Below are 23,354 nucleotides of genomic sequence, written 5' to 3' on the forward strand. Positions count from 1 at the left end.
CTGTGGTAGCCCTTCGGGCGGGCCATACGGTGGGGGAACCGAGGCCCTCCACTTGTAGGTAACACCTACCGCGCGCTGCGCGCGCGAGGGCCGCGCTGCGCGCGGGAAGAACCGCGCTGTGCGTGCCGAGAGTCGCGCTGTGCGTGCCGAGAGTCGGGCGGTGCGTGCGGGGGGTCGGGCTGGGCGTGCCGGGGGTGGCGCTGTGTGCGCCGGGAGCTGGGCTGTGTTGCGGGGAGGGCTTGGGCTGCGGGGTGTGGGTGGGTGTCCCGGATGGTGGGCGTGAGCTTCGGAACCGCCTCGCTGGCAGGGGTGAGCGGGGATAGTGAGCTATGCGAAGATTCTTCGTGGACTCATGGGGGGAGTGTTGGGGTGGGGGTTGCGGTTGATGAGGTGCCTGGGGATCTGAGGATGGCGCGGCGGTTGTGGCCGTTGTTGCTTGCATCCTCTGTGGGGTTGTTGCCCTACACCATCTTTGGGACGTTTCTGGTGCGTATTGCGGCTGATGCGGGCACCAGTGCTGCTGTCATGGGTGGGTTGCGGGGGCTTGGGGGGTTGGCTGCGCTGGCTGCGGGGGCTCTGTTGGCGCCCTTGTTGGATCGGGTGGCTCGGTTGCGGGCTGCGGCGTTGGGGCTTGTGGTGTTGGCTCTTGCGTCGGTGGTGGGGGCGGTGGGGCACCTTGTGGCTATGGGGGTGTTCTGTGCGTTGGTGGGGGCGGCTATGGCTGTGATCTCGCCTGCACTCACCGCGTCGGCTGCTGATCGGTTTGGGGGTGGCGCGGCTGCTGGGCGGGCGGCGACGTTGGTTACTGCTACCAGTGCGTTGACCGTCATGTTGGCGGCTCCTGTGGTGGCGGTGCCTGCCTTGTTGTGGGGGTGGCGTGGGGATTTGGTGATGACGGCCGTGGCGGCGTTGGGGTTGGCGGTGGTGTTCTACCGGCGGCCTGGGCGGGTGGTGCCGGCGTCCACGTTGGGGTATTGGGCGTCTTACAAGGCGTTGAAGAGCTTGCGGCCGTTGCTTGCCGTGGCGTTGCTGCGGTCGGCTGCCTTCATGGGGTACCTGTCCTATCTTGCGGTCATATATGACGCTCGGTTTGGGTTGTCGCCCAGTGCGTTCGCGTTGGTGTGGACGGTCAGTGGGGGCGGCTATTTCTTTGGCAACCTGATCGCCGGCCGGGTTGTGGGGTCGGGGCGGGTGCGGGCGCATCTCCTGATGTTTTGGGCGTTGGTGGTGTCGTTGGTCGCGGTTGTGGCGATCTACTTCACGACCGTGCTGGTTGTGGCCGTTGTGTTGACCGGGGTGTTGGGGTTGTGTCACTCGGCGGTGGCGGCGTGTGTGATCACGTTGATGGTTCGGCACAGTGGTGAGGCTCGGGGGACGGCCCTGGGGGTTACGGGGGCGTCGGTCAACCTCGGGACGTTCGCGGGCGCGATGGTTGGTGGTGTTGGGCTGGGGTTTGCGGGGTTGCCGGGTGCGGCGGCGGTGTTCGGGGGGATCACTGCCTTGTCCTTGGTCCCGGCTGCTGTGGTGTGGCGGTCGGAGAGGGCCGGCGGAGTTGCCACGGGGCGGTGACTGCCGGGCAGAGGGCTAGGCCGTTGCGGTGTGGCAGGAGTGGATGAAGTCTTGGAGGGCTGGGGGCGTGGCGGTTGTTTTGGGCCAGGCCACGGCTACCTGGGTGGGGCTCACGTCCGGTACCGGGCGGTAGGTGACGCCCGGGCGGGTGTAGTAGCGGGTTGCGGATTCTGGGGCCAGGGCTACGCCGTAGCCGTTCGCGATGGCTTGTAGCCAGGCGTCTGGTTGGTCGGTGACGGCGCCTATGACCGGTGGGGTGTCGCGTTCGGACGTGGCTAGCCAGTAGTCGCGCCAGGCGCCGGTTTCCTCGGGGGCCGCTACGAAAGATTCGTCCCACAAGTCTCGGAACGGGATTGTGGTGCGGGTTGCCAAGGGGTGGTTGCTGGGGAGGGCTACCCAGCGGGGCTCGGTTAGGAGGATCTCCACGTGGTAGGAGTCCTGGCTGGGGAAGGGGGTTCGGAGGAGAGCCACGTCTACCTCGCCCTCCGCCAAGCCGGCCGTCGGGTCGGACCACGGTGCCTGGCGCATCTCGACCCGCCAACCCGGGCGGAGCCTGGTGAACTCCGAGATGATGTCCTGAGTGGCCTCGTTCGCGGCGCTGGCGATGAAACCCACTCGCAGGACGCGGGCGGCCTGGGCGGCGGTGGACTTTGTGGTGCGGAGCACGTCGTCGCACAGCGTCAGGAACGCGGGGGCGTGGGAGGCCAGGGCCTGGCCGGCCTCGGTGAGGGTCATGCCGGCGCGGGAGCGGGTGAACAGGCGGACGCCCAGGTGGGTTTCCAGGCGCCTGACCTGCTTGGTCAGGGCGGGCTGCGTGACGTACAGGCGCTCGGCGGCCCGGGTCAGGCTGCCCTCCTCGGCGACGGCCAGAAAAGCGCGCACCAGACGCGTGTCCACATCCATTCCACCACGTTATAGAAGCTGGTATTGGACGTGAAGAGGGGCTCGCGCAGAAGGTTGAGGGGTGTTCATCGCGTACGTCGTACTGACCGTTGTGACCGTGGCGGCCAACCTCGCTGCCGCCGCCGTCGACTTCGCCCGCAGCAAGTGGGTGTTGGAGAACATGGCCGGCTACGGGCTGCCGGCCTCCTGGATCGTGCCGCTGGGGGTCCTCAAGGCCGCAGGTGCGGTGGGGTTGCTCGCGGGGTTCGTCGTGCCTGTGCTCGGGGTGGCTGCGGCGGTGGGGTTGGTCCTGTACTTCGTGGGGGCCGTGGCGGTCGTCGTGCGGGCTCGGGTGTGGGGGGACGTGGTCTACCCGGCGGCCTTCCTGGGGCTGGCGGTGGCGTCGCTGGTGGTGACCTGGGGCATACTGCCCGCATGATCGAAACCGCGTCGATGGCAGGTTTCCTTGCCGCGCATGGCATTTGGAGTGTCTCCGAGGGAGAGACGCTCATCCCGATCTTCGCCCACGAGAACCCGCAGGGCGAACGGTTCCTGGACCGGATGATGGCGGACGACATCGCCGAAGGCGCGCGGGCCGCGCAGCAGGCGCTGGAGGACAACGAGCACGGCTCCACCCGAGCGGTGATGGTCGTGGACGCGTACGTCCACAAGGAGGACGGGCCGGTGGACGCGCTGCTGGTGGAGGCGGTCGAGTACGGGCTCGCGCCGCGCACGCTCACCATCGCGGTGCTCTACCGGCCGGCCGGGCACCCGGACGGGTTCGCGGTGTTCAGCCCCGAGTTCCAGGGCTTCGACGGCGACGACGCCGAGTTCGAGGCGGTGGCGGACGCGTTCTTCGCGGGCGTGGAGTCCCACCACGACGCCCACGAGGTGTGGGCCGCCCACTACGTGCGGACGGTGTGACCACCGGCCGGGGCGGTTACCCCTGTCGTGGGAGGTGACCCACGATGACACCGCACCGGCGTGCCGAACCCGCCGAACGCGACGACGAACCGGACCTCGTGCGCCAGTACCTCCGGCAGATCTCGGCGACGCCCCTGCTGGACGCCGCCCAGGAGGTCGACCTGGCCAAGCGCATCGAGGCCGGGGTGTACGCGGAGCAGCTGCTCCGCCGGGACGACCCGCCGCCCGACCGCCGCCGCGACCTGGAGGCCCTGGTCCGCGAGGGCCAGGCCGCGATGGACCACATGATCCGGGCGAACCTCCGGCTCGTGGTGTCGGTGGCCAAGAAGCACTACCACCGCGGCCTGCCGCTGCTGGACCTGGTCCAGGAGGGCAACCTGGGGCTGATGCACGCGGTGGAGAAGTTCGACTACGCCAAGGGCTACAAGTTCTCCACCTACGCCACCTGGTGGATCCGCCAGGCCGTCGAACGGGCCATCGCGAGCCACACCCGCACCGTCCGGCTGCCGGTGCACGTGGTCGAGGAGCTGGCGAAGCTGGGCAAGCTGGAGCGCAAGCTGCACCTGGCGCTGGGGCGGGACCCGACGGTCGAGGAGCTCGCCGAGGCGGCCGGGACGAGCCCGGAGCGGGTCGTCGAGCTGCGGCGGATCGGGCGGGACGCGATCAGCCTGGACACGCCGGTCGGCGACGACGGGGAGACCCGGGTCGCCGACCTCATCCAGGACACCGACGTGCTGTCCGCGCCGGAGGTCGCCGAGCACCGGGCGCTGGCGGAGGAGCTGCGGGCACTGGTGGGCACCCTGCCACCGCGCGAAGCCCTTGTCATCACGCTGCGTTACGGCCTGCACGGGGGCGATCCGTGCACGTTGCAGCAGGTGGCGGACCGGGTCGGCCTGACCCGTGAACGCATCCGCCAGCTGGAACGCCAGGCCTTGGCCGCCCTCCGCGCCCCGGAGCGGCACGAGCCGCTGCTGGCCTGGGCCGGCTGAGTCCGGGGTCACGCCTGGCGGGTGAGACCGGCCAGGAACTCGGCGTTGGTGCGGGTCTTGCGCAGGCCGTCGAGCAGGACGTCCACGGCGTCGCGGCCCTCCAGCGCGCGGCGCAGGGTGCGGGTGACGGCCAGTTCGTCGGGGGACAGCAGGAGCTCGTCCTTGCGCGTGCCGGACTGGTCGATGTCCACGGCCGGGAACACGCGGCGGGCGGCGGTCTTGCGGTCCAGCTTGAGTTCGGCGTTGCCGGTGCCCTTGTACTCCTCGAAGATCACCGTGTCGCCGGTGGAACCGGTCTCCACCAGGGCCGTCGCCACGATGGTCAGCGAGCCGCCGTCCTCGATGTTGCGGGCGGCGCCCAGGAAGCGCTTGGGCGGCACCAGGGCGCTCACGCCGACTCCGCCGGACAGGATGCGGTCGTTCGCGGGCGCGGCGAGGTTGTAGGCGCGGCCCAGTCGGGTCAGCGAGTCGAGCAGGACGACCACGTCCTTGCCCTCCTCGACCAGCCGCTTCGCGCGTTCCACGGCCAGTTCGGCGGACGCGGTGTGCTCGGCGGGGGAGCGGTCGAACGTGGAGGCGACCACCTCGCCGGCCACGCTGCGCTGGATGTCGGTGACCTCCTCGGGCCGTTCGCCGACCAGCACCACGATCAGGTGGCACTCGGGGTTGTTGCGGCTGACGCCGCGCGCGATCGCTTGCAGCACACTGGTCTTGCCCGCCTTGGGCGGCGCCACGACCAGGGCGCGCTGGCCCTTGCCGATCGGCATCACCAGGTCCACCACGCGGGTGGTCAGGTCGCGCGGGTCGTGCTCCAGGCGCAGCCGCTCGGTCGGGTGCACGGGCACCAGCGTCGAGAACTCGGGGCGCCGCAACGCTTTCGCCGGGTCCTCGCCGTTGACGGCGTCGACCCGCACCAGCGGCGGGAACTTCTGCTTGCCGGTGGCGGCGCCGGACGCGCCGGTCACCAGGTCGCCGCGGCGCAGGCCGTGGCGGCGGACGACGGACTGCGGCACGTGCACGTCCGCCGGTCCGGGCAGGTACCCGGTGGTGCGCAGGTAAGCGTGGTCTTGCTGGATGTCCAGGACGCCCGCGACGGGCGTCGGCGACAGGATTTCGGTGTCCTTGAACAGGGTTGCGGTCATGGGTGGGTGTCCTTTCCGGACAGACACGCGCACAGGGGCGCGGAGGTGAAGGCGAACCACGACAGAGGGGGTTCGAGCCTGAGGTGGAGACGTCCTGCGGGAGGCTTGGGCCAACATCCGCTCGATGGACGTCACCACCGTACCGCACGGTTCGACGGACAGCAACATCGGTTACCGTTCCGCACTGTGACGACCCCCGATCCGTGGAGCCGCTGGCGCAGACCCGGACCCACCCCCGCGCAACGCCGCCAGGACGTGTGGCTCGCGCTGGCCGTGCTGGTCGGCGCGGTCGTGTCGACCCTGCTGGTGCGCAGCATGGGCGCGTACGCGCAGAACGTGGTCGGCCCCGACCTGGTCGAGCAGCTTCTGTGGGGCGTGGCGGTCAGCGCGCCGCTCGTGGTGCGGCGGCGGTACCCGATGACGGTGCTGCTGGTGGTCAGCGTGGCGTTCATCGTGGGGCAGGCCCGGCACATCGCGGACAACCTCGTGCCCTCGATCGCCCTGTTCATCGCCATGTACACGGTCGGCGCGTGGAGCATGGACCGCACGCGGGCGCGGTTGGTGCGCATCGCCGTGATCGTGGCGATGTTCGGCTGGCTGGGGTTCGGCCTGGTGCGGTTCCTGCTGCGGCCGGCGCCGCCGTTCGAGGGCGCTGTCGGGCCGCTGGACCCGGTGCTCGCGTCGGTGCTCTACGGGGTCGCGTTCAACGTGCTGTTCTTCCTGTCCGCCCACCACTTCGGCAACACCGCCTGGCTGTCCGCGCGGCGCAAGGAAGAGCTGGAGCACCGGGCGGAGGAGCTGCGGCGGTCGCAGGAGCAGATCATGCGCGGCGCGGTGGTCGCCGAGCGCGTGCGCATCGCCCGCGACCTGCACGACGTGGTGGCCCACCACGTGTCGGTGATGGGCGTGCAGGCCGGCGCTGCCCGGCGCGTGCTGGACCGCGACCTCGACCTGGCCCGGTCCACGCTCCAGACCGTGGAGGACACCGCCCGCACCGCGATCGGCGAGCTGCGCGGTTTGCTCGGCGTGCTGCGCGCCGACCCCGCGGAGGAGCCGGTACCGGTCGAGGAGGGGCTGGGCGCGCAGACGTCCTCCCCCGGCTTGGAGCAGTTGCCGGAGCTGGCGGCGATGGCCCGCTCGGCGGGCCTGGAGGTCGAGCACGGCGTGTACGGGGAGCCCCGGCCGGTGCCCGAGGGCGTGGCGCTGTCGGTGTACCGGATCGTGCAGGAGGCGTTGACCAACGTGGTGAAGCACGCGGGCGCGGCCAGCGCCGACGTGCGGGTGCGGTTCCTGGAGCAGGCGCTGGAGGTCGAGGTGGCCGACGACGGCCGCGGTGCGGGGTCCGGGTCGGGCGGGTTCGGCCTGGTGGGCATGCGGGAGCGGGTCGCGGTGCACGGCGGCGAGCTGGAGGCGGGGCCGCGTCGCGACGGCGGGTACCGGGTGCGGGCGAGGTTCCCCGCATGACCGTGCGCGTGGTGCTCGTGGACGACCAGGACCTGGTGCGCGCCGGGTTCCGGGTCATCCTCGGGACGGAGGACGGCGTCGAGGTCGTCGGCGAGGCCCGCGACGGCCGGGAGGCGGTCGAGGTGGTCGGGCGGCTGCGCCCGGACGTGGTGCTGATGGACGTCCAGATGCCCGTGCTCGACGGGCTGGAGGCCACGCGGCGCATCCTCGGCCCGGCCGGGTCGGACAGCCCGATCAAGGTCGTCATCCTGACCACCTTCGACCGCGAGGACTACCTGTTCGAGGCGCTGCGGGCCGGGGCGAGCGGGTTCCTGCTGAAGAACTCCTCGCCGGAGGACCTGGTGGACGCCGTGCGGGTGGTGGCGCGCGGCGACGCCCTGCTGTCGCCGGAGGTCACCCGCCGGGTGATCGCCCGCTTCACCTCGCCCGCACCCGACACGCCCGCGCGGCGGCCCCCCGAGCTGACCGACCGCGAGTTCGAGGTGCTGGTGCACCTGGCGCGCGGCGCGAGCAACGCCGAGATCGCGGCGGCGCTGTACCTGGGCGAGACGACGGTGAAGACGCACGTGTCGCGCATCCTGTCCAAGTTGGGCCTGCGGGACCGCACGCACGCCGTGGTGTTCGCCTACGAGCAGGGGATCGTCGCGCCGGGGCGGTCCTGAGCATCCTCCTCGCGGAGGACCCCGCGAGTCGATCTCGCGCCGGACGTGCTCGGGTGGCGCGGGGCATAGCGTTCCCGGCATGTTGACAGTGACGTCGATCAGCCGGAGTTTCGGCGATCACCGGGTCCTCGACGACGTGTCGTTCGAGGTCCGTCCCGGGCGGATGACCGGGTTCCTGGGGGCCAACGGGGCCGGCAAGACCACGACCATGCGGATCGTGCTGGGGGTGCTGTCCGCGCACGGCGGGACCGTGCGGTGGAACGGCGCCGAGGTGGACGGGGAGCTGCGGCAGCGGTTCGGGTACATGCCCGAGGAACGCGGGCTCTACCCGAAGATGGGTGTCGCCGAGCAGATCGCCTGGCTGGGCCAGCTGCACGGCCTGGACCAGGCCACCGCCCGCCGCAACACCGCGGAGCTGCTGGACAAGCTGGAGCTCTCCGGCCGCGCCAAGGACAAGCTGGAGGAGCTGTCCCTGGGCAACCAGCAGCGCGCGCAGGTCGCCGCCGCGCTGGTGCACGACCCGGTGCTGCTGATCCTGGACGAGCCGTTCTCCGGCCTGGACCCGATCGCCGTGGAGACCGTGCTGGGCGTGCTGCGCGAGCGGGCCGCCGGCGGGGTGCCGGTGCTGTTCTCCAGCCACCAGCTGTCGGTGGTGGAGCGGCTGTGCGACGACGTCGTGATCATCTCCGGCGGCCGGGTCACCGCCGCCGGCGCGCGGGACGAGCTGCGCGCCCGGTACGGCAGCACCCGGTTCGAGATCGTCGTCGCCGGGGACGCCGGGTGGGTCCGGGACGTGCCCGGCGTGCGGGTGGTCGACGTGGACGGGCCGCGCGCGGTGTTCGAGCTCGACGACGAGGGCGCGGACCAGGTCGTGCTGGACACCGCGCTGCGCAAGGGGACCGTCCGCGGCTTCAGCCCGGTCGTGCCGACGCTCGACGAGATCTTCAGGGAGGCGATCTGATGTCCCGGTTCGTGGGCGCGACGCGGCTGGTGGCCGAGCGCGAGGTGCGGACCCTGGTGCGCACCAAGGGCTTCTGGATCGGCTTCGGCGTGGTCGTGGTGGGGTTGTTCGCCCTGTCCATCCTGCCGACGGTCTTCGGGGACGGGCCGCAGAAGGTCGCCGCCGTGGGCACGCAGGCCGTGGAAGCGTTGGCGGACAGCGGTCTCGAGGTGCGCGAGGTGTCCAGTGTGGACGAGGCCGCGGGTCTGGTGCGGTCGGAGGACGTGGAGGCGGCGGTCGTGCCGGACGGGTCCGGCGTGAAGGTGCTCGCGCTCAACGACCCGCCGAACGGCGTCGTCGCCGCCCTGCGCACGGCGCCGCCCGTGGAGCTGCTCGACGCGTCGGTGGTGGGGCAGGGGCCGCGCACGGTCGTGATCATGGTGTTCGCGGTGGTGTTCCTGATCTTCGGCGCGGGCGGCGCGGCGATCGCCCAGAGCACGGTGGTCGAGAAGCAGACCCGGATCGTGGAGATCCTGGTGTCCACGGTGCCGGTGCGGGCGCTGCTGGCGGGCAAGATCGCGGGGCACACCGTGCTGATGGTCGGCCAGGCGGTGGTGCTGGCGGTGGCCGCGCCGATCGCGTTGCGACTGGGCGGGCACCACGAGCTGCTGGCGGTGGTCGGGCCCGCGCTGGGGTGGTTCGTGCCGTTCCTGGTGCTGGGTTTCCTGCTGCTGGCCGGGATGTGGGCGATGGCCGGGGCGCTGGTCAGCCGGCAGGAGGACCTCGGGTCCACGATGGGCGTGGTGATGATGTTGGTGATCGGGCCGTACTTCGCGGTGATGATGTTCAACGAGGACGCCGGCGTCCTGCAAGTGCTGTCGTACGTGCCGTTCACCTCGGCGATCGCCATGCCGGTGCGGATGTTCGCGCAGCAGGCGGCGGCGTGGGAGGCGGTGCTGTCGCTGGGGTTGTTGGCCGCGACGGTGGTGCTGATCGTGTTGGGGGCGAGCCGGGTCTACTCGGGCGCGTTGCTGCACACCGGCGGCAAGCTCGCGCTGCGGAAGGCGTGGGCGCGCGAAGCGTGATCACTTCCGCCCGGTGAGGGCGATCCGGGACCGCGTGCGGGCCGGCGCGGTCGGGGGCAGCTCGCCGAGGATGTCCGCAAGGGACACCTCGGCGAGGCTGCGTTTCCAGGCCTGGTGGGCGTCGGCCATCTTGCGGGCCAGGATGCACATGTCGCGGCAGTCCTCGGCGGGCAGCGCGCCCTTGCCGCGCTGGCGGATCTCCTGGCACTCGTAGGGCGAGGCCGCGCCGTCGACGGCGGTGACGATGTCCAGCAGCGTGATCTCGGACGCTGGTCGACCGAGGCGGAAGCCGCCGCGCGGTCCCGTGGTCGCCGTCAGGACGCCCGCCTTGACCAGCGCTTGGAGCTGCTTGGCCAGGTAGGGCGCGGGCAGGTCGTAGTACTCCGCGAGCTGTGCCGCCGAGGCGGTGGCGCCCGGTTCCAGCTGCGCGAGGGTGGTGGCGCAGTGCAACAGCCATTCGGTGCTCACGGGCAGCTTCACACCGTGGAGTGTAACTCAGACATTGCGGATCTGTTTAGTCCGAGATAGCGTGCGGAGGTCACCTTCGAGGAGAGGAACTCGGTCATGCGGATCGCAGTCGCGGGAGCCACCGGCAACATCGGCGCCCTCACCGTCGCCGTCCTGGAGCGCGCCGGGCACGAGGTCGTGGGCATCAGCCGCGCGCTGGGCGTCGACCTGATCACGGGCGAGGGCCTGGACAAGGCGCTGACCGGCGTGGAGGCGGTGGTCGACGCGACCAACGGCCCCGCCGTCGACCGGGACACGGTGGTCGAGTTCTTCGGCACCGCCACCACCAACCTGCTCGCCGCCGAACGGCGTGCGGGCGTGCGCCACCACGTGCTGCTGTCGATCGTGGGCATCCACGGCGTCGACGGCAACGCGCACTACTACGGCAAGCGCGAGCAGGAACGGCTGGTCCAGGCCGGTGGCGTGCCGTGGAGCATCGTGCCCGCGACCCAGTTCCACGACTTCGCCGCGATGGTCGCGGGCTGGACCGAGCGCGACGGCGTGGCCACCCTGCCGCCCCTGCTGGTGCAGCCGGTCGCGCCGGTCGACGTGGCTGAGTTCCTGGCGGAGGTCGCGATCGGCGAACCGCTGGGCATGCACCCCGGTCTGGCCGGTCCGGAGCGGCACGACCTGATCGACATGGCGCGGCGGACGCACCAGGCGCAGGGGCGTGAGGTGACGCTCGTGCCCACGTGGGACGGGGCCATCGGGGTGGAGATGGCGGGCAACGTGCTGCTGCCGGGCGAGGACGCGCACATCGCGCCGACCACGTTCGACCAGTGGCTGGCCACCCAGCGCCTCACTGTCGCCCAGTGACCTCGGTGCCTGATTGCAGGACCTCGCGGGCGGCGCGCAGGCCCGAGCGGACCGCGCCCTCCAGGTAGCCGGGCCAGGCGTCGGAGGTCTCGGTGCCGGCCCAGTGGAGACGGCCGATGGGCGTGGGGGACTGGCGGGTGGCCGCGTACCTGCCGGGGAGGGGGAGCGCGGAGTAGCCGCCCTGGACGTGGGGATCGTCGTGCCAGGACTTCTCGTGCCAGTCGACGGGGGTCAGCGCGGCCGGCCCCAAGGCTTGGGCGGCGGTGTCCAGGAGGGTCGCTTTGCGGTCCTCTACAGACAGTTCGGAGAGGGTTCGGGCGCGGTGGCCGGGAACCAGGAAACCCAGGTGGCCCGGCCCGTCCGGGGGTGAGACGTCGAAGACCGCGGGCACCAGGCCGGTCAAGGAGATCACCTCGCCACTCAAGCCCGCAGCACGCCAGAACGGTCGCTCGTACACGGCGATCGCCTTGTAAATGGCGCCCATCACGGTGTTCTGCTCGACCAGCGCACGGCTCGGCGGCAGCGGCGGGTCGTGGTGGATCAGGGCGGACACCGGCGGTGGCACGGCGATGATCGCGTGATCCGCCCGGACCGGACCGTCCGGCGTCTCCACCACGACGCCCGAGTCGGTTCGCGTGATCGCGGTCGCCGGGCGGGACAGGTGGACCGGGAGGTCGGCCGCGATCCGTGCGACCAGCGCGCCGGCGCCGCCGGTGAGCAGGGAGTCCTGCGCCCCGCCCGAGACGCCGAGCATGGACTCCAGCCCGCCCGACGAGCGGACCGCGGACGCGAACGCCTGCCTGGTCACCTGGTCGGTGTCGGCGGCGAGTGCTTCGGCCACCACGACTTCCACGAGTCGGCGCGCGGCGGGGTGGGGCAGTCGGGACAGCCAGTGGGCGATGGTGGTGCGGTCGTCGGTCGACGGTAAGGAGAGGCGCAGCAACGCGACCCCGCCGACCAGCAATGCAGACCACGCGCTGGTGATTCGGCCGTCGAGGATGCGTCGCCTGCCCTGGGTCGGGGTGGGGAAGGTGGTCACCTCGTACTCGGCGGCCAGGCGGGACAGGGCGTGGTGCTTCGGGCCGAGCCACATCCCGCCCAGGTCCACGGCCGTCCCCAGGCTCGACGTCACGGTGTGCGCGCGCCCGCCGACCCGGTCCGCCGCCTCCAGCACGGTCACGTCCACGCCCGCCCGGTGCAGTTCCCGGGCCGCGGTCACGCCGGCGAACCCCGCGCCCACCACCACGATCTTCATGCAACGAGCGTTGCACAACGTGTGTTTTATGACAAGGTAGGCTCACCGCGTGCCCCGCCAGGTCGACCACGCCGCCCGCCTCGCCGCGGTGACCGACGCCGTTGTCGCCATCGCCGCCGAACGCGGGTTCGCGGCCGTGACGATCCGGGCCGTCGCGGACCGCATGGGGGCGTCCACATCCGTTGTGACGCACTACGTTCCGGGTCGGGACGAGTTGCTGCGCACCGCAGTCCGCCGTGAGTTGGCGGTGCGGCGGGCGCAGGCCGAACGGGCGATGATGGACGGTCCCAACGCGTTGTGGGCGCTGGTGCGTTGGGCCGTGGCCGACACCGGGGACCAGGTGCACCGGTTCTGGCTGTCGCTGCTGATCGCCGCGCCGGCCGAACCCGTGCTGCGCGCCGAACTGGACGACTTCAACGCCTGGTGGGACGCGCACCTGCGCGGCCTGGTGGCGCGGTCGGGGGTCGCGGACCCGGAGGTCGTCGCCGACACCCTGGACGTCGTGGTCGACGGCCTGGTCACGGCGGGGTTCGAGGACCTGGACCCGGCCCGCCGCGACCGGGTCCTCACCCGCGTGTGGCGCGCACTCGGGCTCGGATGAGCGACGGCCCGCCGGCGAAGCACCACAAGGCGATCACCGGGTCGCAGATCGCGCAGCCCAACGAGGAGTGCTCGGCGAACGGGACGATCGGGTTGCCCTTGACGTGGTGCGCCAAGTCCCATGCGGTGTGCAGGAGCCAGGCGATGCCGATGAACTTCCACGACCGCAGCCCCAGGTAAGCGACATAGGTCGCCAGGACGGTGAACGCGAACTCCCACACCCCGAAGCCGCCGCCGCTGAGGTAGGCGGCACCGGCCCCGCCGACGAACACGGCGTTGAACGGGCGGCGGTGGTGTTCGGGGATGAACGAGTTGAGCGCGACGTACAGCAGGCCGATCAGGATCGGGGCGACGTAGATCATGGTTCGAAGGTAGGAACGGCGCTGGCTGCGGGGGAGTGGCGCGGAGGACAGGGGACAACGGGATCTCGCCACCGCTTACCGTGGGCGCCATGCACATCGTGGCCGTCCTGGCGCTGGACGGGGTCATCCCGTTCGACCTGTCCACGCCGATCGAGGTGTTCACCCGCACCCGGGTCCACGGCGGTCCCGCCTACGACGTCCGGATCTGCGCCACCACGCCGACCGTCGACGCCGGCGCGTTCACGCTGACCGCCCCGTGGGGGCTGGACGCCTTGGCCACCGCCGACACCGTGATCGTGCCCGGTCGCGCCGACATCACCACCCCGGTGCCGGCCGAGGTGATCACCGCCCTGCGCGAGGCGGCGGCAGCGGGTGTGCGGATCGCGTCGATCTGCTCGGGCGCGTTCACGTTGGCCGCCACCGGCCTGCTGGACGGGTTGCGGGCGACCACCCACTGGAGTGCCGCGCCCGTGCTGGCCCGGCTGCACCCGGCCGTCGAGGTCGATCCCGCCGTGCTGTACGTGGACAACGGCCAGTTCCTCACGTCCGCGGGCGCGGCGGCGGGCCTGGACCTGTGCCTGCACCTGATCCGCCGCGACCACGGCTCGGCCGTGGCCGCCGATGCCGCGCGCCTGTCCGTGATGCCGTTGGAACGCGAAGGCGGGCAGGCCCAGTTCGTGGTGGCCGATCACCCGCCCGTGCCGCGCGGTTCGACGTTCGAACCCTTGCTGCGGTGGATGGAGGACAACGCCACCGCCGACCTGACCCCCGCCACCATCGCCGCCCACGCCGGCATGAGCACCCGGACCCTGAACCGCCGCTTCCGTGAGCAGACCGGCACCACCCCGGTCCGCTGGCTGATCCGCACCCGGGTCCGCCGCGCGCAACACCTGCTGGAAGCCACCGCCCACACCGTGGACCGCATCGCCACCGAGGTCGGCTTCGGCTCCACCACGACGTTCCGCGACCACTTCAAGGACGTGGTCGGCGCGACTCCGAACGCCTACCGGGCGGCGTTCCGGCACTAACGGTCGCTGTGGTCCACCAACGTCGGCGGCAGCTCGGTAGAGTCGTAGTGGTACCAGCTGTCGTAGTACGCGGCCTCCCGCTGGATCAGGTCGGCGGTCTCCATCGGGGCGAAGTCCTCCAGCGGCGGGATCATGCCGTGCTCGCACATCACCTCTTTGGCGTCGTCCGAGCTGAGCACCAGGTAGTCCGCCGGGTCGACGAACGGGTTGTCCTGGAGCACGGTCGTCTTGCCCGCACCCGGAAGACCGCCGGTCAGCACCGCCCGTCCGTCCGAGGGCACGTCGGCGGCCTTGGCGTAGAGCTCTTCGGCGACTTCCACCTGCTGTGCCACCCGCCAGGGCAGCCACGTGCGGCCGTCGCCGTCCTCGGTGTACAGGACGTCGGTGGACCGGCCGTCCCGCTTGGCCTGCTCGACGGCCTCGTCCAGGGCTTGGACGTGGGCTGCCCACTCCTCGTCGGTCAGCGGCTCGACCGCGGCGGACGCGATCGGCGGCGCGACGAGCAGGGCGACGGCGGTCAGGGCGGCGAGGAGCGCCCGCAGCAGGGCGCGGATCCGTGGTGTCACGGTTCGCGATGCTGCGCGCCCGGGAAGCGGTGGCGCGCGGCGGAACCGGCGCACCACCCTTCCTGGTGAACAGGGACGGCGTTCCGCCGGCGCGTGGCAGAACGCCGTCCCCTGACCGGCGTCGGGGGGACCGGTCAGCTCGAGGGGGCGGTCAGTCCGCGAGGACCTCGCCCGCGATGCGCTCCAGCTGCGTGGCGGCCTGGTCCGGCGGGAACAGCCACAGGCCCAGCGACGTGGCGCCCGCGTCCAGCAGCGCCTGCAACTGCGCGCGGACCTTGGCCGGGCTGCCGGCGACGGCGAACTCGTCGACCCACTCGTCCTCGACGGTCAGGTCCTCGTCCGGGCCGAGGGCCGCGACGCGCTTGCGGATGTCCTCCGCGAACGGGGACTGGCCGACCAGCGCGGTGTGCGACTCGGCCTTGAGGAAGAAGCCGACGGCGCCGCGCACGGCGTCGCGGGCGGCCTGGTCGTCGTCGTCCACGGCGGCCAGGACGAAGGCCGTCAGCGGCAGGTCGCGGCCGGCCTCGTCGACCAGGCCGCGGGCCCAGTTGACGTAGGTGGGGCCGGACAGCACCGACAGCAGGACGCCGTCGGCCTTCTCGCCCGAGGCGCGCAGGGCCTTCTCGTTGACCGCGCCGATCCACAGCTCCGGCACCTGCTCCGGCGGGAACTCGAGCTTGATGTCGCCGTAGTGGTGGGTGCTGGTGGTGCGGTTGACGTTCTTCCCGGACAGCAGGTCGCGCAGGACGTCTAACGTCTCCTTGACCGCGGTCAGCGGCTTCTCGGGCGTGAGGCCCATCTGCTGCAACCAGAAACCGTTGCCCAGGCCGATGGTGGCACGCACGCGGCCGGGGTAGGTGCGGGCCAGGCCCGCCAGTTCCATCGCCAGCACGGCCGGGTGCCGGGTCACGATGCTGGCCAGGCCGAGGCCGGCGGGCACCCGCTCGGTGGCGGCGAGCAGCAGCGTCAGGCCGGACAGGCCGCCCGTGAAGAAGCAGTCCTCGGAGAACCACACCTCGCCGAAACCGAGTCGCTCCGCTTGCGCCGCGCCCGCGGTCAACCCTTCCGGCGGCGTGAGGCTGCCGAAGACGATCCCGATCTTGCTCTTGTCCATAAACGTCCTTCCAGGTGTTCGCGGCACTCGCGGGCCACCCCATAGTGGCATAAGTGGACGCTGTGTCCACCTAGCGCCCCCGGCTCAGCGGTCGAGGCAGCGGGCGCTGAGCCACGTCAGCCCGGCGACGATCTGGGCGGGGGTCAGGCCGCGCACCCGGCGCTGGTACTCGTACAGCTCGGGCGCGAGCGGCGCCATCAGCACGTCCACCACGGCCGGGGGCGTGTCCGGGGCCAGCAGCAGCTGCACGTGCCGGCGCCAGAACGCGTACACGCCGGTGCGGAACCGCGCACGTCCCGTTTCGGCGCCCAGCACCAGGTGCAGGTGCCGTTCCAGCAGATCCGCCATCGCCGCGTAGAACGCGCTGAGCCGCTCGCGCGGCGGCGCGCCCGGACCCAGCGGTGGGGCGCCGCGGAGGATCTTGTCCTGGAGTTCGGTCTCGTGCGCGTCCAGCAGGGCCTGCGCGATGGACGTCGTGTCCGGGTACCGGCGGTAGAGGGTGGCCCGGCCGACGCCCGCCGCGCGCGCGATGTCCTCCATCGTGACCTCGGTCGTGCCGCCCGCCTCGGCGAACAGCCGCTCGGCCGCGGTGAGCACCTTCGTGCGGTTGCGCGCGGCGTCGGCGCGCTCGCGGGGACGCGCGCCGCCCGAAAAGGCGACCTCGATCGACATGCGGACCACCATACGGCCTCGAAGCCACTAAGTGGACACCGCGTCCACTTAGTGCTTGTATAGCCGGCATGTACCTCGCTCTCCTCGCATCGGCGCTGCTGGTCGGCACCCTCCTGGCGGTGCAGGCCTCGGTGAACCTCCAGCTCAACCGGGCGGTGGGCACGCCTTACGGGGCCTCGACCCTCCAGCTCTCGGTCGCCGCGGGACTGCTGGCCGTGGTGGCGATCCTGACCGGCAGCCTCGGCGCGCTGGGCGGGGTCGGGGACGCGACCTGGTGGCACCTGCTCGGCGGCCTGGCCAGCCCCCTCTACATCACCAGCGGCATCCTGCTGATCCCCCGCCTGGGCGCGGTGACCACCGTCGGCCTGTGGGTGACCGGCCAGATGCTGGCCTCGCTCGTGCTCGACCTCGGTGGGTTCATCGGGGTCAAGCAGGTGCCGCCGAACCTGCTGATCGTGCTCGGCGCGGCGGCCGTCGTCGTCGGCATCTCGGTCGTCGTGCGCGGCCAGAACCAGGCCATCAAGGCCGGTCCCGGCACCGCCACGCCCGCCGACACCCGGCCCGCCCTGGCCAGCCAGACCGGCTGGCTGGTGCTGGGCGTGGTCGCCGGTGGCGTGCTGCCGGTGCAGGGCGCCATCAACGCCAAGCTGCGCGCCGACCTCGGCGCCCCGTTCGCGGTGGCCCTGGTCAGCTTCATCGTGGCCGTGCTGGCGATCGCGATCGTGCTCGCGGTCCTGCGGTCGGCCGACAAGACGCCCAAGCCGCAGTTCGACGGCCTCAAGGCGATGCCGTGGTGGGGCTGGCTGGGCGGCGCGTGCGCGGCGGCCTACGTGACGGTCACCTTCCTGCTCATCCCCGAGATCGGCGCGGCGACCACGGTCGCGTTCACCGTCACCGGCCAGCAGCTGGCCTCCGCGGTGATCGACCAGTACGGCCTGTTCCGCCTGCCCCGCCGCAAGCTCACCACCGCGCGCCTGGCCGGCGTCGCGCTGCTCATCGCCGGCTCCGTGCTGGTCCAGATCGCCAAGTGACAACTCCTGCCCCGACCCGGAAGTGAGACGCCGTGCTGACGCCTTACAACGCCGCGCCCGAGGTGTTCGTCCTGCCCTCGCAGTTACCCATCGCGGGGGCGGGCGTGCTGCCCGTGCACTCGTACCTCATCCGAGCGCACGAGCCGGTCCTGATCGACGCGGGCCTGCCGATCGACGCGGGCCAGTTCGACCAAGCGGTGTGGAACCTGGTCGACCCCAAGGACCTGAAGTGGGTCGTGGTCACCCACGACGACCGCGACCACGTGGGCAGCCTGCGCGAGATCCTGGCCGCCGCGCCCAACGCGACCCTGATCACCAACCAGCTGTCGGTGGACCGCCTCGCCGAGTACTGGAACGTGCCGCAGCACCGGGTGCGCGCGGTCAACCCGGGCCGTTCGCTGGACCTGGGCGACCGCCGGATCACCATCCTGCGCCCGCCGGCCTACGACGCCCCGTCCACCATCGCGGTGTACGACCAGAAGCTGGAGACGCTGTTCAGCGCGGACAGCTTCGGCGCCGTGCTGCCGGAGTTCGCCTCGCACGCCGAGGACGTCGCCGAGAACGACTACTACGACGGCCTGGCCCTGTTCACCCGCGCCAACGCGCCCTGGACCTCCCTGGTGGACCAGGACAAGTTCGACAAGGTGATCGACCTGATCCGCGCGGTCAACCCGAAGACGGTGCTCAGCGCGCACGGCCCGGTCGCCTCCGGTCGCACGGACGCCCTGCTGGAAGCCATGCGCAAGATCCCCACCATGACGCCGTGGCTGCCGCCGGAGGACCTCGACCCGGAGGTCGTGCTGGAGCGCCACGAAGCCGAACTCGCCGCCGTCCGCGCGGACCTCACCAGCTAGTCGGCCGGAAAGGTGATCATGTCCACGCACGACCTGACGCCCCCACCCGGGGTCGTCGTGATCTTCTCCGACATCTGGTGCTCCTTCGCCCACGTCACCGTCCACCGCCTGCACAAGGCGCGGCGCGAGCTGGGGCTGGAGGACCGGGTCTCCTTCGACCACCGGGCCTTCCCGCTGGAACTGCTGAACCGCAAGCCCAGCCCGCGCACCGGCACCGACAGCGAGGTCGGCCGGACCGCGAGCCTCGAACCCGAGGCGGGCTGGCAGCTGTGGCAGGACAAGGACTGGCTCTACCCGTCGAGCACGTTGTTGGCGCTGGAAGCGGTGCAGGCGGCCAAGGAACAGGGATTCGCGGCCTCCGAAGCGCTGGATTTGGCGCTGCGCAGAGCCTTCTGGGCGCAGAGCCGCAGCATCGCCAACTACCACGTGATCCTCGACGTGGCCGAAAGCACCGGCGTCGTGGACGTGAAGGCGCTCGCGGCGGCCTTGGACGACGGGCGTGCTCGAAGACTGTTGTCCGAACAAGCCTCGATTTCCGCGACCGAAACGGTGAACTGTAGTCCCCACCTGTTCCTGCCGGACGGGTCCGATCACGCGAACCCCGGTATCGAGGTGAGCTGGGCGGGAGATTACGGTGTGGGCTGGCCGGTCATCAGCCGCGACGAACCCGAAGTGGTGGCCGAACTGGTCAAACGCGCCGCCGCATAAGATCCAGCTATTGCCGGTATTCGCCGCACGGGTGCCGGTCCTTCGCGACAAAATCCCGGCCCCAGGGCTGGGATTTCGCGTATCCGCACCCATAGCCAAATCCAATGGCGTGAATAAAAGCGCAGGTTGCACCCCTCGGCGGTGCAAAGTCGGCCTTTCGGTCCTGGATCAATCGTGATCTGCTTGTTATTGTTACGGCGGAGTTACCGTGGTTACGGTGGGACACGCCGCAGCAGCGGAGAGTCAGACACCGAAACGGGGGATCGGCGGACTTGTCCACCTGTCACTCGCTTGCTTTCCGATCACTGAAATCGACCGGGACGATTCGGTTCCCGGTGCTCGTCTGTGTCGAAAACTATCCTGGGGGTATTCCTCGATGAGCACCAGTACGGACACCACGACCACCACGCCCGACGTCAGCGGTTTCGTCGACCTGACCCAGCACGAGATCCTCGCGCTGAAGACCCGGTTCAACCTCGCCGACGCGCACACCCACCAGCGGCAGTCGCGCAGCCAGGAGAAGATCGTCGCGAGCTTACCGGAGCTGTGGTACGAGGCAGAGCAGGGTCTCCAGTCCTACTACGAGAAGCGCTTCATCGACGCGTTCTTCCGGCTGCACAAGCAGCCCAACGTGCCCAAGCAGAAGACCATGCTCTCCTACGCGGCCAGCATCTCGACGATGGTCGCGGCGATGTTCCTCAAGAACCGCAACCTGTCGGTCACGCTGGTCGAGCCGTGCTTCGACAACCTGGTGGACCTGCTCAAGAACATGCAGGTCGACGTGCGGCCGATCGACGAGACCAACATCCACGACGTGTCGAGCATCTACGACAACCTCGTCCGCGAGGTCAAGACCGACGCGCTGTTCCTGGTCGACCCCAACAACCCCACCGGGTTCAGCCTGCTCAAGGACGGCCGCAGCGGCTTCGAGGAGGTCGTGCGGTTCTGCGTGGACCACAACAAGGTCCTGCTGATCGACCACTGCTTCGCCGCGTTCGCCCTGGCCGACGAGCGCATCGGCCGGGTGGACATCTACGAGCTGCTGGAGAGCTCCGGCGTGACCTACCTGGCGATCGAGGACACCGGCAAGACGTGGCCGATCCAGGACGCCAAGTGCGCCATGATCACCCCGAGCGACGACATCCAGGAGGAGGTCTACAACCTCCACACCTCGGTGCTGCTCAACGTCTCGCCGTTCGTGCTCAACATGGTCGCCAACTACGTCGAGGACTCCATCGAGGACAACTTCGCCTCGGTGCGCAACGTCATCTCGGAGAACCGCAGGCTGGCCAAGGAGGCCCTCGACGGCGACGTGCTGGAGTACGTCGAGCCGGTGGTCAACGTCAGCGTGGCGTGGTTCCGCGTCAAGCCCGAGCACCTGACCGCGTCCCGCCTCCAGGAGAAGCTGCTGGAGAACGAGGTCTACGTGCTGCCCGGCACGTACTTCTTCTGGCACGAGCCGGCCCGCGGCGAGCGCTACGTGCGCCTGGCGCTGGCCCGCGAGCCGGAGATGTTCGCCGCCGCCATGACCGCCATGCGCGAGGTGCTGAACCGCAATGAGTGGTGAGGCGATCATCGACGCGTCGCTGTTCATGGCGATGAACAGCGCGGACGAGGCCACCCGGCGGCGCGCGAAGGCGTTCTTCGTCGCCCGCCTGGCCACCGGCGCGGTGATGCCGCTGGAGCAGGTCGGCGCGTGCGACGACCTGGTGTGGGGCTACAGCCGCGCGGAGCAGGACGCCTACTACCCGTTCATGGACGTCCTGCACACCGAGATGAAGATCGACCGGATCGGCTACACCGAGGAGGACCTCAAGCGCGGCTTGGAGTCCCCCGAACTGGCCGGGTTGTCGCTGCGCAACCGGCTCACGGTCGCGGTGGTGCTCAACCGCGGCGGCACGCTCTACACCGTCGACCCGGAGCTGACCGCCCGGGACGACCTGCCGCTGGGGCAGCTGCCCGACGTCGAGTCGGCGTTCCCGCAGCCGCTGGAAGGTCTCTACAAGCAGTCGCTGGTCCTGCGAGTGGGAGGTGGGGCATGAGCTACCGGGGCACGATCGTTCCCCTGGTCACGCCGCTGGACGCCCGCGGCGAGGTCTCCGAGTCCGACGTGGACAGCCTGATCGGGTCCCTGGAGGGCAAGGTCGACGGCCTGATGCCGGCGCTGAGCACCGGCGAGGGCTGGAAGCTGTCCGACCGGCAGTGGGTGGACGTGGTCACCTACACCGTCAAGCACTCCCGCGGCCTGCCCGTCCTGTCGGGCATCCAGCTGCCCACCACCGCGGAGGTCGTCGCGCGGGCCAAGGTGGCGGTGGACGCGGGCGTCGACGCGGTGGTCGTGACCACCCCGTACGGGCCGGACGTCACGCAGGACCAGATCGTCGAGCACTTCCGGACCATCCGGGAGGCGGTCGGCGTCGGGATCTTCCTCTACAACGAGGAAGCCGTGTCCGGCAACAAGATCGAGCTGGACACCCTGCTGCGGATCTGCAAGCTGCCCGGCATCGTCGGCATCAAGGAGTCCAGCGGCTCCGCCGACTACACCAACGCCATGACCCGGGCGCACACCGGCATCCCCGTGTTCGAGGGCTGGGAGAACCTCCTGCTCCAGGTCACCGGCATCGCCGGGTTCATCGGTCCGCTGCTGAACCTGGAACCGGCCCTGTGCAACGAGATGCTCACCGACCCGCGGCCGGAGTTGCAGGACCGCATCAACGCCGCCTGCGAGGCCTACGGGCTGTTCGGCGACCAGTGGTACCGGCCGCTCAAGGAAGAGCTGATGCGGCGCGGTGTCATCTCCACCGCGCAAGTGGTGCCGGAGAAGGTGGCGGCGGCATGAGCGACGCGCGCAGGCTGTTCCGGCTCAACCGCTCGGTGCCCTCCGCCGCCGAGTACGCCGAGATCCGCCAGCTGGAACGCGAGTTCTTCGTCCGGCGGGCCGACGAGCTGGAGGCGGCGGCGCCCGCCTTCGCCTCGCGCGGCGAGCTGGTCAAGGCGCTGGGCGAGAAGCTGGCCGACGAGGAGGCCCACCCCTCCGAGAGCGACCTGTTCATCACCGAGGAAGCGAACCTGGCCCAGTTCAAGGAGATCGTCTCGCAGTTCGCGGTGGACGGGCTCATCGAGTCGCAGTCGCTGCTGGCGATCATCCCCCGGCTGCCGTCGCGGTCGCGGATGGCGGTGTTCCGGGTGCTGATCGACGAGTTCGGCTGCGGCAACGACGACCAGGAGCACGCGGGGCTCTACGCCAAGCTGCTCACCGAGTTGGGGCTGCCCACCGACCTGGACCACCACGTGGACCGGGCGGCGGACCCGGTGCTGGGCTTCGTCAACCTGTTCTACTGGCTGGCGGCCCGCGCACCGGAGCCGGACTACTTCCTCGGCGCCTACTCCTACTTCGAGTCCAGCGTGCTCTACGCCTTCCGCAGCTTCGCGGCGGCGGGCAAGCGGCTGGGGTTGGAGCAGGACCGGTACTACACCGAGCACCTCTACATCGACGCCTTCCACAGCAAGCAGATGCAGACCGCCATCCGCGAGCTGGACCAGGAGAAGGGCGTGGACCTGCGCAAGGTGTGGGCCGGCGTGGAGCTGACCAGCGCCGTGGTGGCCGAGGCGGTCGACGCGGCGGTGGCCAGGGCCAAGGAGGTCGGGTGACCGCCGGGGCCGTGACCGGCCGGGTGAACGGCGAAGCGGTGCCGGCTGCGGGGGCGGGGACCACCCCGTCCCCGGAGCGGGCCGGGACGGTTCGGCCGCCGGAGACGGCCGACACCGTGCCGTCGCCGGACCGGGCGGACGCCGTGCCCCCGGCCGAGGTCGCGGTGGCTCCGGGCGCCGCCGCGGCCGTCGGGGACGTGCCGCCGGTCCAGCCGCTGCCGCGGCGGCAGGACGGCGTGTCCGTGCGGCAGCTCAACGGCGACCTGTTGCTGGTGGAGGTGCGGGGACAGCGGTTCCTGACCCAGGCCGAGTGCCCGCACCGCAAGGGCAGGCTGCTGTTCGGCTACGTCAACGACCGCAAGCTGCGCATCACCTGCCCGCTGCACCACTCCACGTTCGAACTGACCACGGGGGACCAGGTGTCCGGCCCGGTCTGCGGCTCGCTGAAGGTGACGCCGCTGAACGGTGACGCGCTGCCCTACCCCCTGTCCTGAGAAGACCCGACCCCGTCCCGCGGCTTCCCCCGCCGCGGG

Annotated in this window: 26 protein-coding genes and 1 pseudogene; 19 read left to right on the forward strand and 8 right to left on the reverse strand. The window is 70.9% G+C overall.

Features of this window, described 5'->3' with window-relative positions:
• The first annotated feature begins 408 nt into the window (after window positions 1–408).
• Window positions 409–1,569 (forward strand): MFS transporter, encoded by a 1,161-nt coding sequence (locus tag WBN91_RS12295; RefSeq protein WP_337729379.1) that lies wholly within the window; start codon window positions 409–411, stop codon window positions 1,567–1,569.
• A 15-nt stretch (window positions 1,570–1,584) separates the two neighbouring features.
• Here the strand turns inward: WBN91_RS12295 and WBN91_RS12300 are convergent, their stop codons facing one another.
• On the reverse strand, window positions 1,585–2,472 hold the full coding sequence (locus tag WBN91_RS12300; RefSeq protein ID WP_337725582.1) for a LysR family transcriptional regulator: 888 nt from the start codon (window positions 2,470–2,472) through the stop codon (window positions 1,585–1,587).
• A gap of 61 nt (window positions 2,473–2,533) precedes the next feature.
• Between WBN91_RS12300 and WBN91_RS12305 the strand changes: the two genes are divergently transcribed.
• Genes WBN91_RS12305 through WBN91_RS12315 form a run of 3 tightly spaced genes read left to right on the forward strand, consistent with a single transcriptional unit; the run spans window position 2,534 to window position 4,364 of the window.
• Complete coding sequence (locus WBN91_RS12305) at window positions 2,534–2,890, forward strand: DoxX family protein (RefSeq protein ID WP_337725580.1); 357 nt, start codon at window positions 2,534–2,536, stop codon at window positions 2,888–2,890.
• Window positions 2,887–3,375 (forward strand): hypothetical protein, encoded by a 489-nt coding sequence (locus tag WBN91_RS12310; protein ID WP_337725579.1) that lies wholly within the window; start codon window positions 2,887–2,889, stop codon window positions 3,373–3,375. The genes WBN91_RS12305 and WBN91_RS12310 overlap by 4 nt, the downstream gene beginning before the upstream one ends.
• 44 nt (window positions 3,376–3,419) lie before the next feature.
• Window positions 3,420–4,364, forward strand: a complete 945-nt coding sequence (locus tag WBN91_RS12315; RefSeq protein WP_337725578.1) for a sigma-70 family RNA polymerase sigma factor — start codon at window positions 3,420–3,422, stop codon at window positions 4,362–4,364.
• Between the two features lie 8 nt (window positions 4,365–4,372).
• Here WBN91_RS12315 and rho read toward each other — a convergent pair.
• Window positions 4,373–5,485 (reverse strand): annotated as a pseudogene (rho, locus tag WBN91_RS12320) (transcription termination factor Rho); the annotation flags it as partial.
• 207 nt (window positions 5,486–5,692) lie between these two features.
• On the opposite strand from rho, the gene WBN91_RS12325 reads away from it, so the two are divergent.
• The 4 genes from WBN91_RS12325 (at window position 5,693) to WBN91_RS12340 (ending at window position 9,657) form a co-directional block, all read left to right on the forward strand.
• Window positions 5,693–6,970 (forward strand): sensor histidine kinase, encoded by a 1,278-nt coding sequence (locus tag WBN91_RS12325; RefSeq protein WP_337725577.1) that lies wholly within the window; start codon window positions 5,693–5,695, stop codon window positions 6,968–6,970.
• The gene (locus WBN91_RS12330) at window positions 6,967–7,632 is read left to right on the forward strand and encodes a response regulator transcription factor (protein ID WP_337725576.1); all 666 of its coding nucleotides are present in this window, start codon (window positions 6,967–6,969) and stop codon (window positions 7,630–7,632) included. Before WBN91_RS12325 ends, WBN91_RS12330 begins: the two co-directional genes overlap by 4 nt.
• A gap of 79 nt (window positions 7,633–7,711) precedes the next feature.
• The gene (locus WBN91_RS12335) at window positions 7,712–8,593 is read left to right on the forward strand and encodes an ABC transporter ATP-binding protein (protein WP_337725575.1); all 882 of its coding nucleotides are present in this window, start codon (window positions 7,712–7,714) and stop codon (window positions 8,591–8,593) included.
• Complete coding sequence (locus tag WBN91_RS12340) at window positions 8,593–9,657, forward strand: ABC transporter permease (RefSeq protein WP_337725574.1); 1,065 nt, start codon at window positions 8,593–8,595, stop codon at window positions 9,655–9,657. The genes WBN91_RS12335 and WBN91_RS12340 overlap by 1 nt, the downstream gene beginning before the upstream one ends.
• On the opposite strand, the gene WBN91_RS12345 is transcribed toward WBN91_RS12340, so the two are convergent.
• Entirely contained in the window at window positions 9,658–10,137 is a 480-nt protein-coding gene (locus WBN91_RS12345; RefSeq protein ID WP_337725573.1) for an RrF2 family transcriptional regulator, read from the reverse strand.
• 84 nt (window positions 10,138–10,221) lie between these two features.
• Between WBN91_RS12345 and WBN91_RS12350 the strand changes: the two genes are divergently transcribed.
• Entirely contained in the window at window positions 10,222–10,980 is a 759-nt protein-coding gene (locus WBN91_RS12350; RefSeq protein WP_337725572.1) for an SDR family oxidoreductase, read from the forward strand.
• Here WBN91_RS12350 and WBN91_RS12355 read toward each other — a convergent pair.
• A complete protein-coding gene (locus WBN91_RS12355) occupies window positions 10,964–12,235 on the reverse strand; it encodes a flavin monoamine oxidase family protein (protein WP_337725571.1) in 1,272 nt (423 codons plus the stop codon). The two genes, WBN91_RS12350 and WBN91_RS12355, sit on opposite strands and share 17 nt — an antisense overlap.
• 49 nt (window positions 12,236–12,284) lie before the next feature.
• On the opposite strand from WBN91_RS12355, the gene WBN91_RS12360 reads away from it, so the two are divergent.
• A complete protein-coding gene (locus WBN91_RS12360) occupies window positions 12,285–12,836 on the forward strand; it encodes a TetR/AcrR family transcriptional regulator (protein WP_337725570.1) in 552 nt (183 codons plus the stop codon).
• Here the strand turns inward: WBN91_RS12360 and WBN91_RS12365 are convergent.
• On the reverse strand, window positions 12,802–13,197 hold the full coding sequence (locus WBN91_RS12365) for a DUF6010 family protein (RefSeq protein WP_337725569.1): 396 nt from the start codon (window positions 13,195–13,197) through the stop codon (window positions 12,802–12,804). The genes WBN91_RS12360 and WBN91_RS12365 overlap by 35 nt on opposite strands.
• A gap of 89 nt (window positions 13,198–13,286) precedes the next feature.
• On the opposite strand from WBN91_RS12365, the gene WBN91_RS12370 reads away from it, so the two are divergent.
• Entirely contained in the window at window positions 13,287–14,225 is a 939-nt protein-coding gene (locus WBN91_RS12370) for a GlxA family transcriptional regulator (protein WP_337725568.1), read from the forward strand.
• Here WBN91_RS12370 and WBN91_RS12375 read toward each other — a convergent pair.
• The 3 genes from WBN91_RS12375 to WBN91_RS12385 all read right to left on the reverse strand — a co-directional run bounded on the left by WBN91_RS12375 (window position 14,222) and on the right by WBN91_RS12385 (window position 16,577).
• On the reverse strand, window positions 14,222–14,791 hold the full coding sequence (locus WBN91_RS12375) for a hypothetical protein (RefSeq protein ID WP_337725567.1): 570 nt from the start codon (window positions 14,789–14,791) through the stop codon (window positions 14,222–14,224). The two genes, WBN91_RS12370 and WBN91_RS12375, sit on opposite strands and share 4 nt — an antisense overlap.
• A 151-nt stretch (window positions 14,792–14,942) precedes the next feature.
• Window positions 14,943–15,905: an LLM class flavin-dependent oxidoreductase gene (locus tag WBN91_RS12380; RefSeq protein ID WP_337725566.1), complete on the reverse strand. Its 963-nt coding sequence runs from the start codon at window positions 15,903–15,905 to the stop codon at window positions 14,943–14,945.
• A gap of 84 nt (window positions 15,906–15,989) precedes the next feature.
• Window positions 15,990–16,577, reverse strand: coding sequence for a TetR/AcrR family transcriptional regulator (locus WBN91_RS12385; RefSeq protein WP_337725565.1), 588 nt, complete (start codon window positions 16,575–16,577; stop codon window positions 15,990–15,992).
• 68 nt (window positions 16,578–16,645) lie between these two features.
• On the opposite strand from WBN91_RS12385, the gene WBN91_RS12390 reads away from it, so the two are divergent.
• The 8 genes from WBN91_RS12390 (at window position 16,646) to WBN91_RS12425 (ending at window position 23,315) form a co-directional block, all read left to right on the forward strand.
• Window positions 16,646–17,608: a DMT family transporter gene (locus WBN91_RS12390; protein WP_337725564.1), complete on the forward strand. Its 963-nt coding sequence runs from the start codon at window positions 16,646–16,648 to the stop codon at window positions 17,606–17,608.
• A gap of 32 nt (window positions 17,609–17,640) precedes the next feature.
• Complete coding sequence (locus WBN91_RS12395) at window positions 17,641–18,462, forward strand: MBL fold metallo-hydrolase (RefSeq protein ID WP_337725563.1); 822 nt, start codon at window positions 17,641–17,643, stop codon at window positions 18,460–18,462.
• 18 nt (window positions 18,463–18,480) lie between these two features.
• Window positions 18,481–19,170 (forward strand): DsbA family oxidoreductase, encoded by a 690-nt coding sequence (locus WBN91_RS12400; protein ID WP_337725562.1) that lies wholly within the window; start codon window positions 18,481–18,483, stop codon window positions 19,168–19,170.
• A gap of 376 nt (window positions 19,171–19,546) precedes the next feature.
• Window positions 19,547–20,737: a pyridoxal phosphate-dependent aminotransferase gene (locus tag WBN91_RS12405; RefSeq protein ID WP_337725561.1), complete on the forward strand. Its 1,191-nt coding sequence runs from the start codon at window positions 19,547–19,549 to the stop codon at window positions 20,735–20,737.
• Window positions 20,727–21,212 (forward strand): DUF6190 family protein, encoded by a 486-nt coding sequence (locus tag WBN91_RS12410; protein WP_337725560.1) that lies wholly within the window; start codon window positions 20,727–20,729, stop codon window positions 21,210–21,212. The genes WBN91_RS12405 and WBN91_RS12410 overlap by 11 nt, the downstream gene beginning before the upstream one ends.
• Window positions 21,209–22,009, forward strand: a complete 801-nt coding sequence (locus WBN91_RS12415; protein WP_337725559.1) for a dihydrodipicolinate synthase family protein — start codon at window positions 21,209–21,211, stop codon at window positions 22,007–22,009. The genes WBN91_RS12410 and WBN91_RS12415 overlap by 4 nt, the downstream gene beginning before the upstream one ends.
• Window positions 22,006–22,821 (forward strand): iron-containing redox enzyme family protein, encoded by an 816-nt coding sequence (locus WBN91_RS12420; RefSeq protein ID WP_337725558.1) that lies wholly within the window; start codon window positions 22,006–22,008, stop codon window positions 22,819–22,821. Before WBN91_RS12415 ends, WBN91_RS12420 begins: the two co-directional genes overlap by 4 nt.
• A complete protein-coding gene (locus WBN91_RS12425) occupies window positions 22,818–23,315 on the forward strand; it encodes a Rieske (2Fe-2S) protein (protein WP_337725557.1) in 498 nt (165 codons plus the stop codon). The genes WBN91_RS12420 and WBN91_RS12425 overlap by 4 nt, the downstream gene beginning before the upstream one ends.
• Window positions 23,316–23,354: the final 39 nt, after the last annotated feature.

The organism is Saccharothrix sp. CCNWYY140 (assembly GCF_037401995.1).
GTDB lineage: Bacteria > Actinomycetota > Actinomycetes > Mycobacteriales > Pseudonocardiaceae > Actinosynnema.

Bases quoted from the DNA above. Each gene is read 5' to 3' on its own strand.
- WBN91_RS12295 (WP_337729379.1), top strand. From the start codon at position 409: ATGGCGCGGCGGTTGTGGCCGTTGTTGCTTGCATCCTCTGTGGGGTTG.
- WBN91_RS12300 (WP_337725582.1), bottom strand. From the start codon at position 2,472: ATGGATGTGGACACGCGTCTGGTGCGCGCTTTTCTGGCCGTCGCCGAG.
- WBN91_RS12310 (WP_337725579.1), top strand. From the start codon at position 2,887: ATGATCGAAACCGCGTCGATGGCAGGTTTCCTTGCCGCGCATGGCATT.
- WBN91_RS12315 (WP_337725578.1), top strand. From the start codon at position 3,420: ATGACACCGCACCGGCGTGCCGAACCCGCCGAACGCGACGACGAACCG.
- WBN91_RS12330 (WP_337725576.1), top strand. From the start codon at position 6,967: ATGACCGTGCGCGTGGTGCTCGTGGACGACCAGGACCTGGTGCGCGCC.
- WBN91_RS12335 (WP_337725575.1), top strand. From the start codon at position 7,712: ATGTTGACAGTGACGTCGATCAGCCGGAGTTTCGGCGATCACCGGGTC.
- WBN91_RS12340 (WP_337725574.1), top strand. From the start codon at position 8,593: ATGTCCCGGTTCGTGGGCGCGACGCGGCTGGTGGCCGAGCGCGAGGTG.
- WBN91_RS12350 (WP_337725572.1), top strand. From the start codon at position 10,222: ATGCGGATCGCAGTCGCGGGAGCCACCGGCAACATCGGCGCCCTCACC.
- WBN91_RS12355 (WP_337725571.1), bottom strand. From the start codon at position 12,235: ATGAAGATCGTGGTGGTGGGCGCGGGGTTCGCCGGCGTGACCGCGGCC.
- WBN91_RS12365 (WP_337725569.1), bottom strand. From the start codon at position 13,197: ATGATCTACGTCGCCCCGATCCTGATCGGCCTGCTGTACGTCGCGCTC.
- WBN91_RS12370 (WP_337725568.1), top strand. From the start codon at position 13,287: ATGCACATCGTGGCCGTCCTGGCGCTGGACGGGGTCATCCCGTTCGAC.
- WBN91_RS12380 (WP_337725566.1), bottom strand. From the start codon at position 15,905: ATGGACAAGAGCAAGATCGGGATCGTCTTCGGCAGCCTCACGCCGCCG.
- WBN91_RS12385 (WP_337725565.1), bottom strand. From the start codon at position 16,577: ATGTCGATCGAGGTCGCCTTTTCGGGCGGCGCGCGTCCCCGCGAGCGC.
- WBN91_RS12390 (WP_337725564.1), top strand. From the start codon at position 16,646: ATGTACCTCGCTCTCCTCGCATCGGCGCTGCTGGTCGGCACCCTCCTG.
- WBN91_RS12400 (WP_337725562.1), top strand. From the start codon at position 18,481: ATGTCCACGCACGACCTGACGCCCCCACCCGGGGTCGTCGTGATCTTC.
- WBN91_RS12405 (WP_337725561.1), top strand. From the start codon at position 19,547: ATGAGCACCAGTACGGACACCACGACCACCACGCCCGACGTCAGCGGT.
- WBN91_RS12410 (WP_337725560.1), top strand. From the start codon at position 20,727: ATGAGTGGTGAGGCGATCATCGACGCGTCGCTGTTCATGGCGATGAAC.
- WBN91_RS12415 (WP_337725559.1), top strand. From the start codon at position 21,209: ATGAGCTACCGGGGCACGATCGTTCCCCTGGTCACGCCGCTGGACGCC.
- WBN91_RS12420 (WP_337725558.1), top strand. From the start codon at position 22,006: ATGAGCGACGCGCGCAGGCTGTTCCGGCTCAACCGCTCGGTGCCCTCC.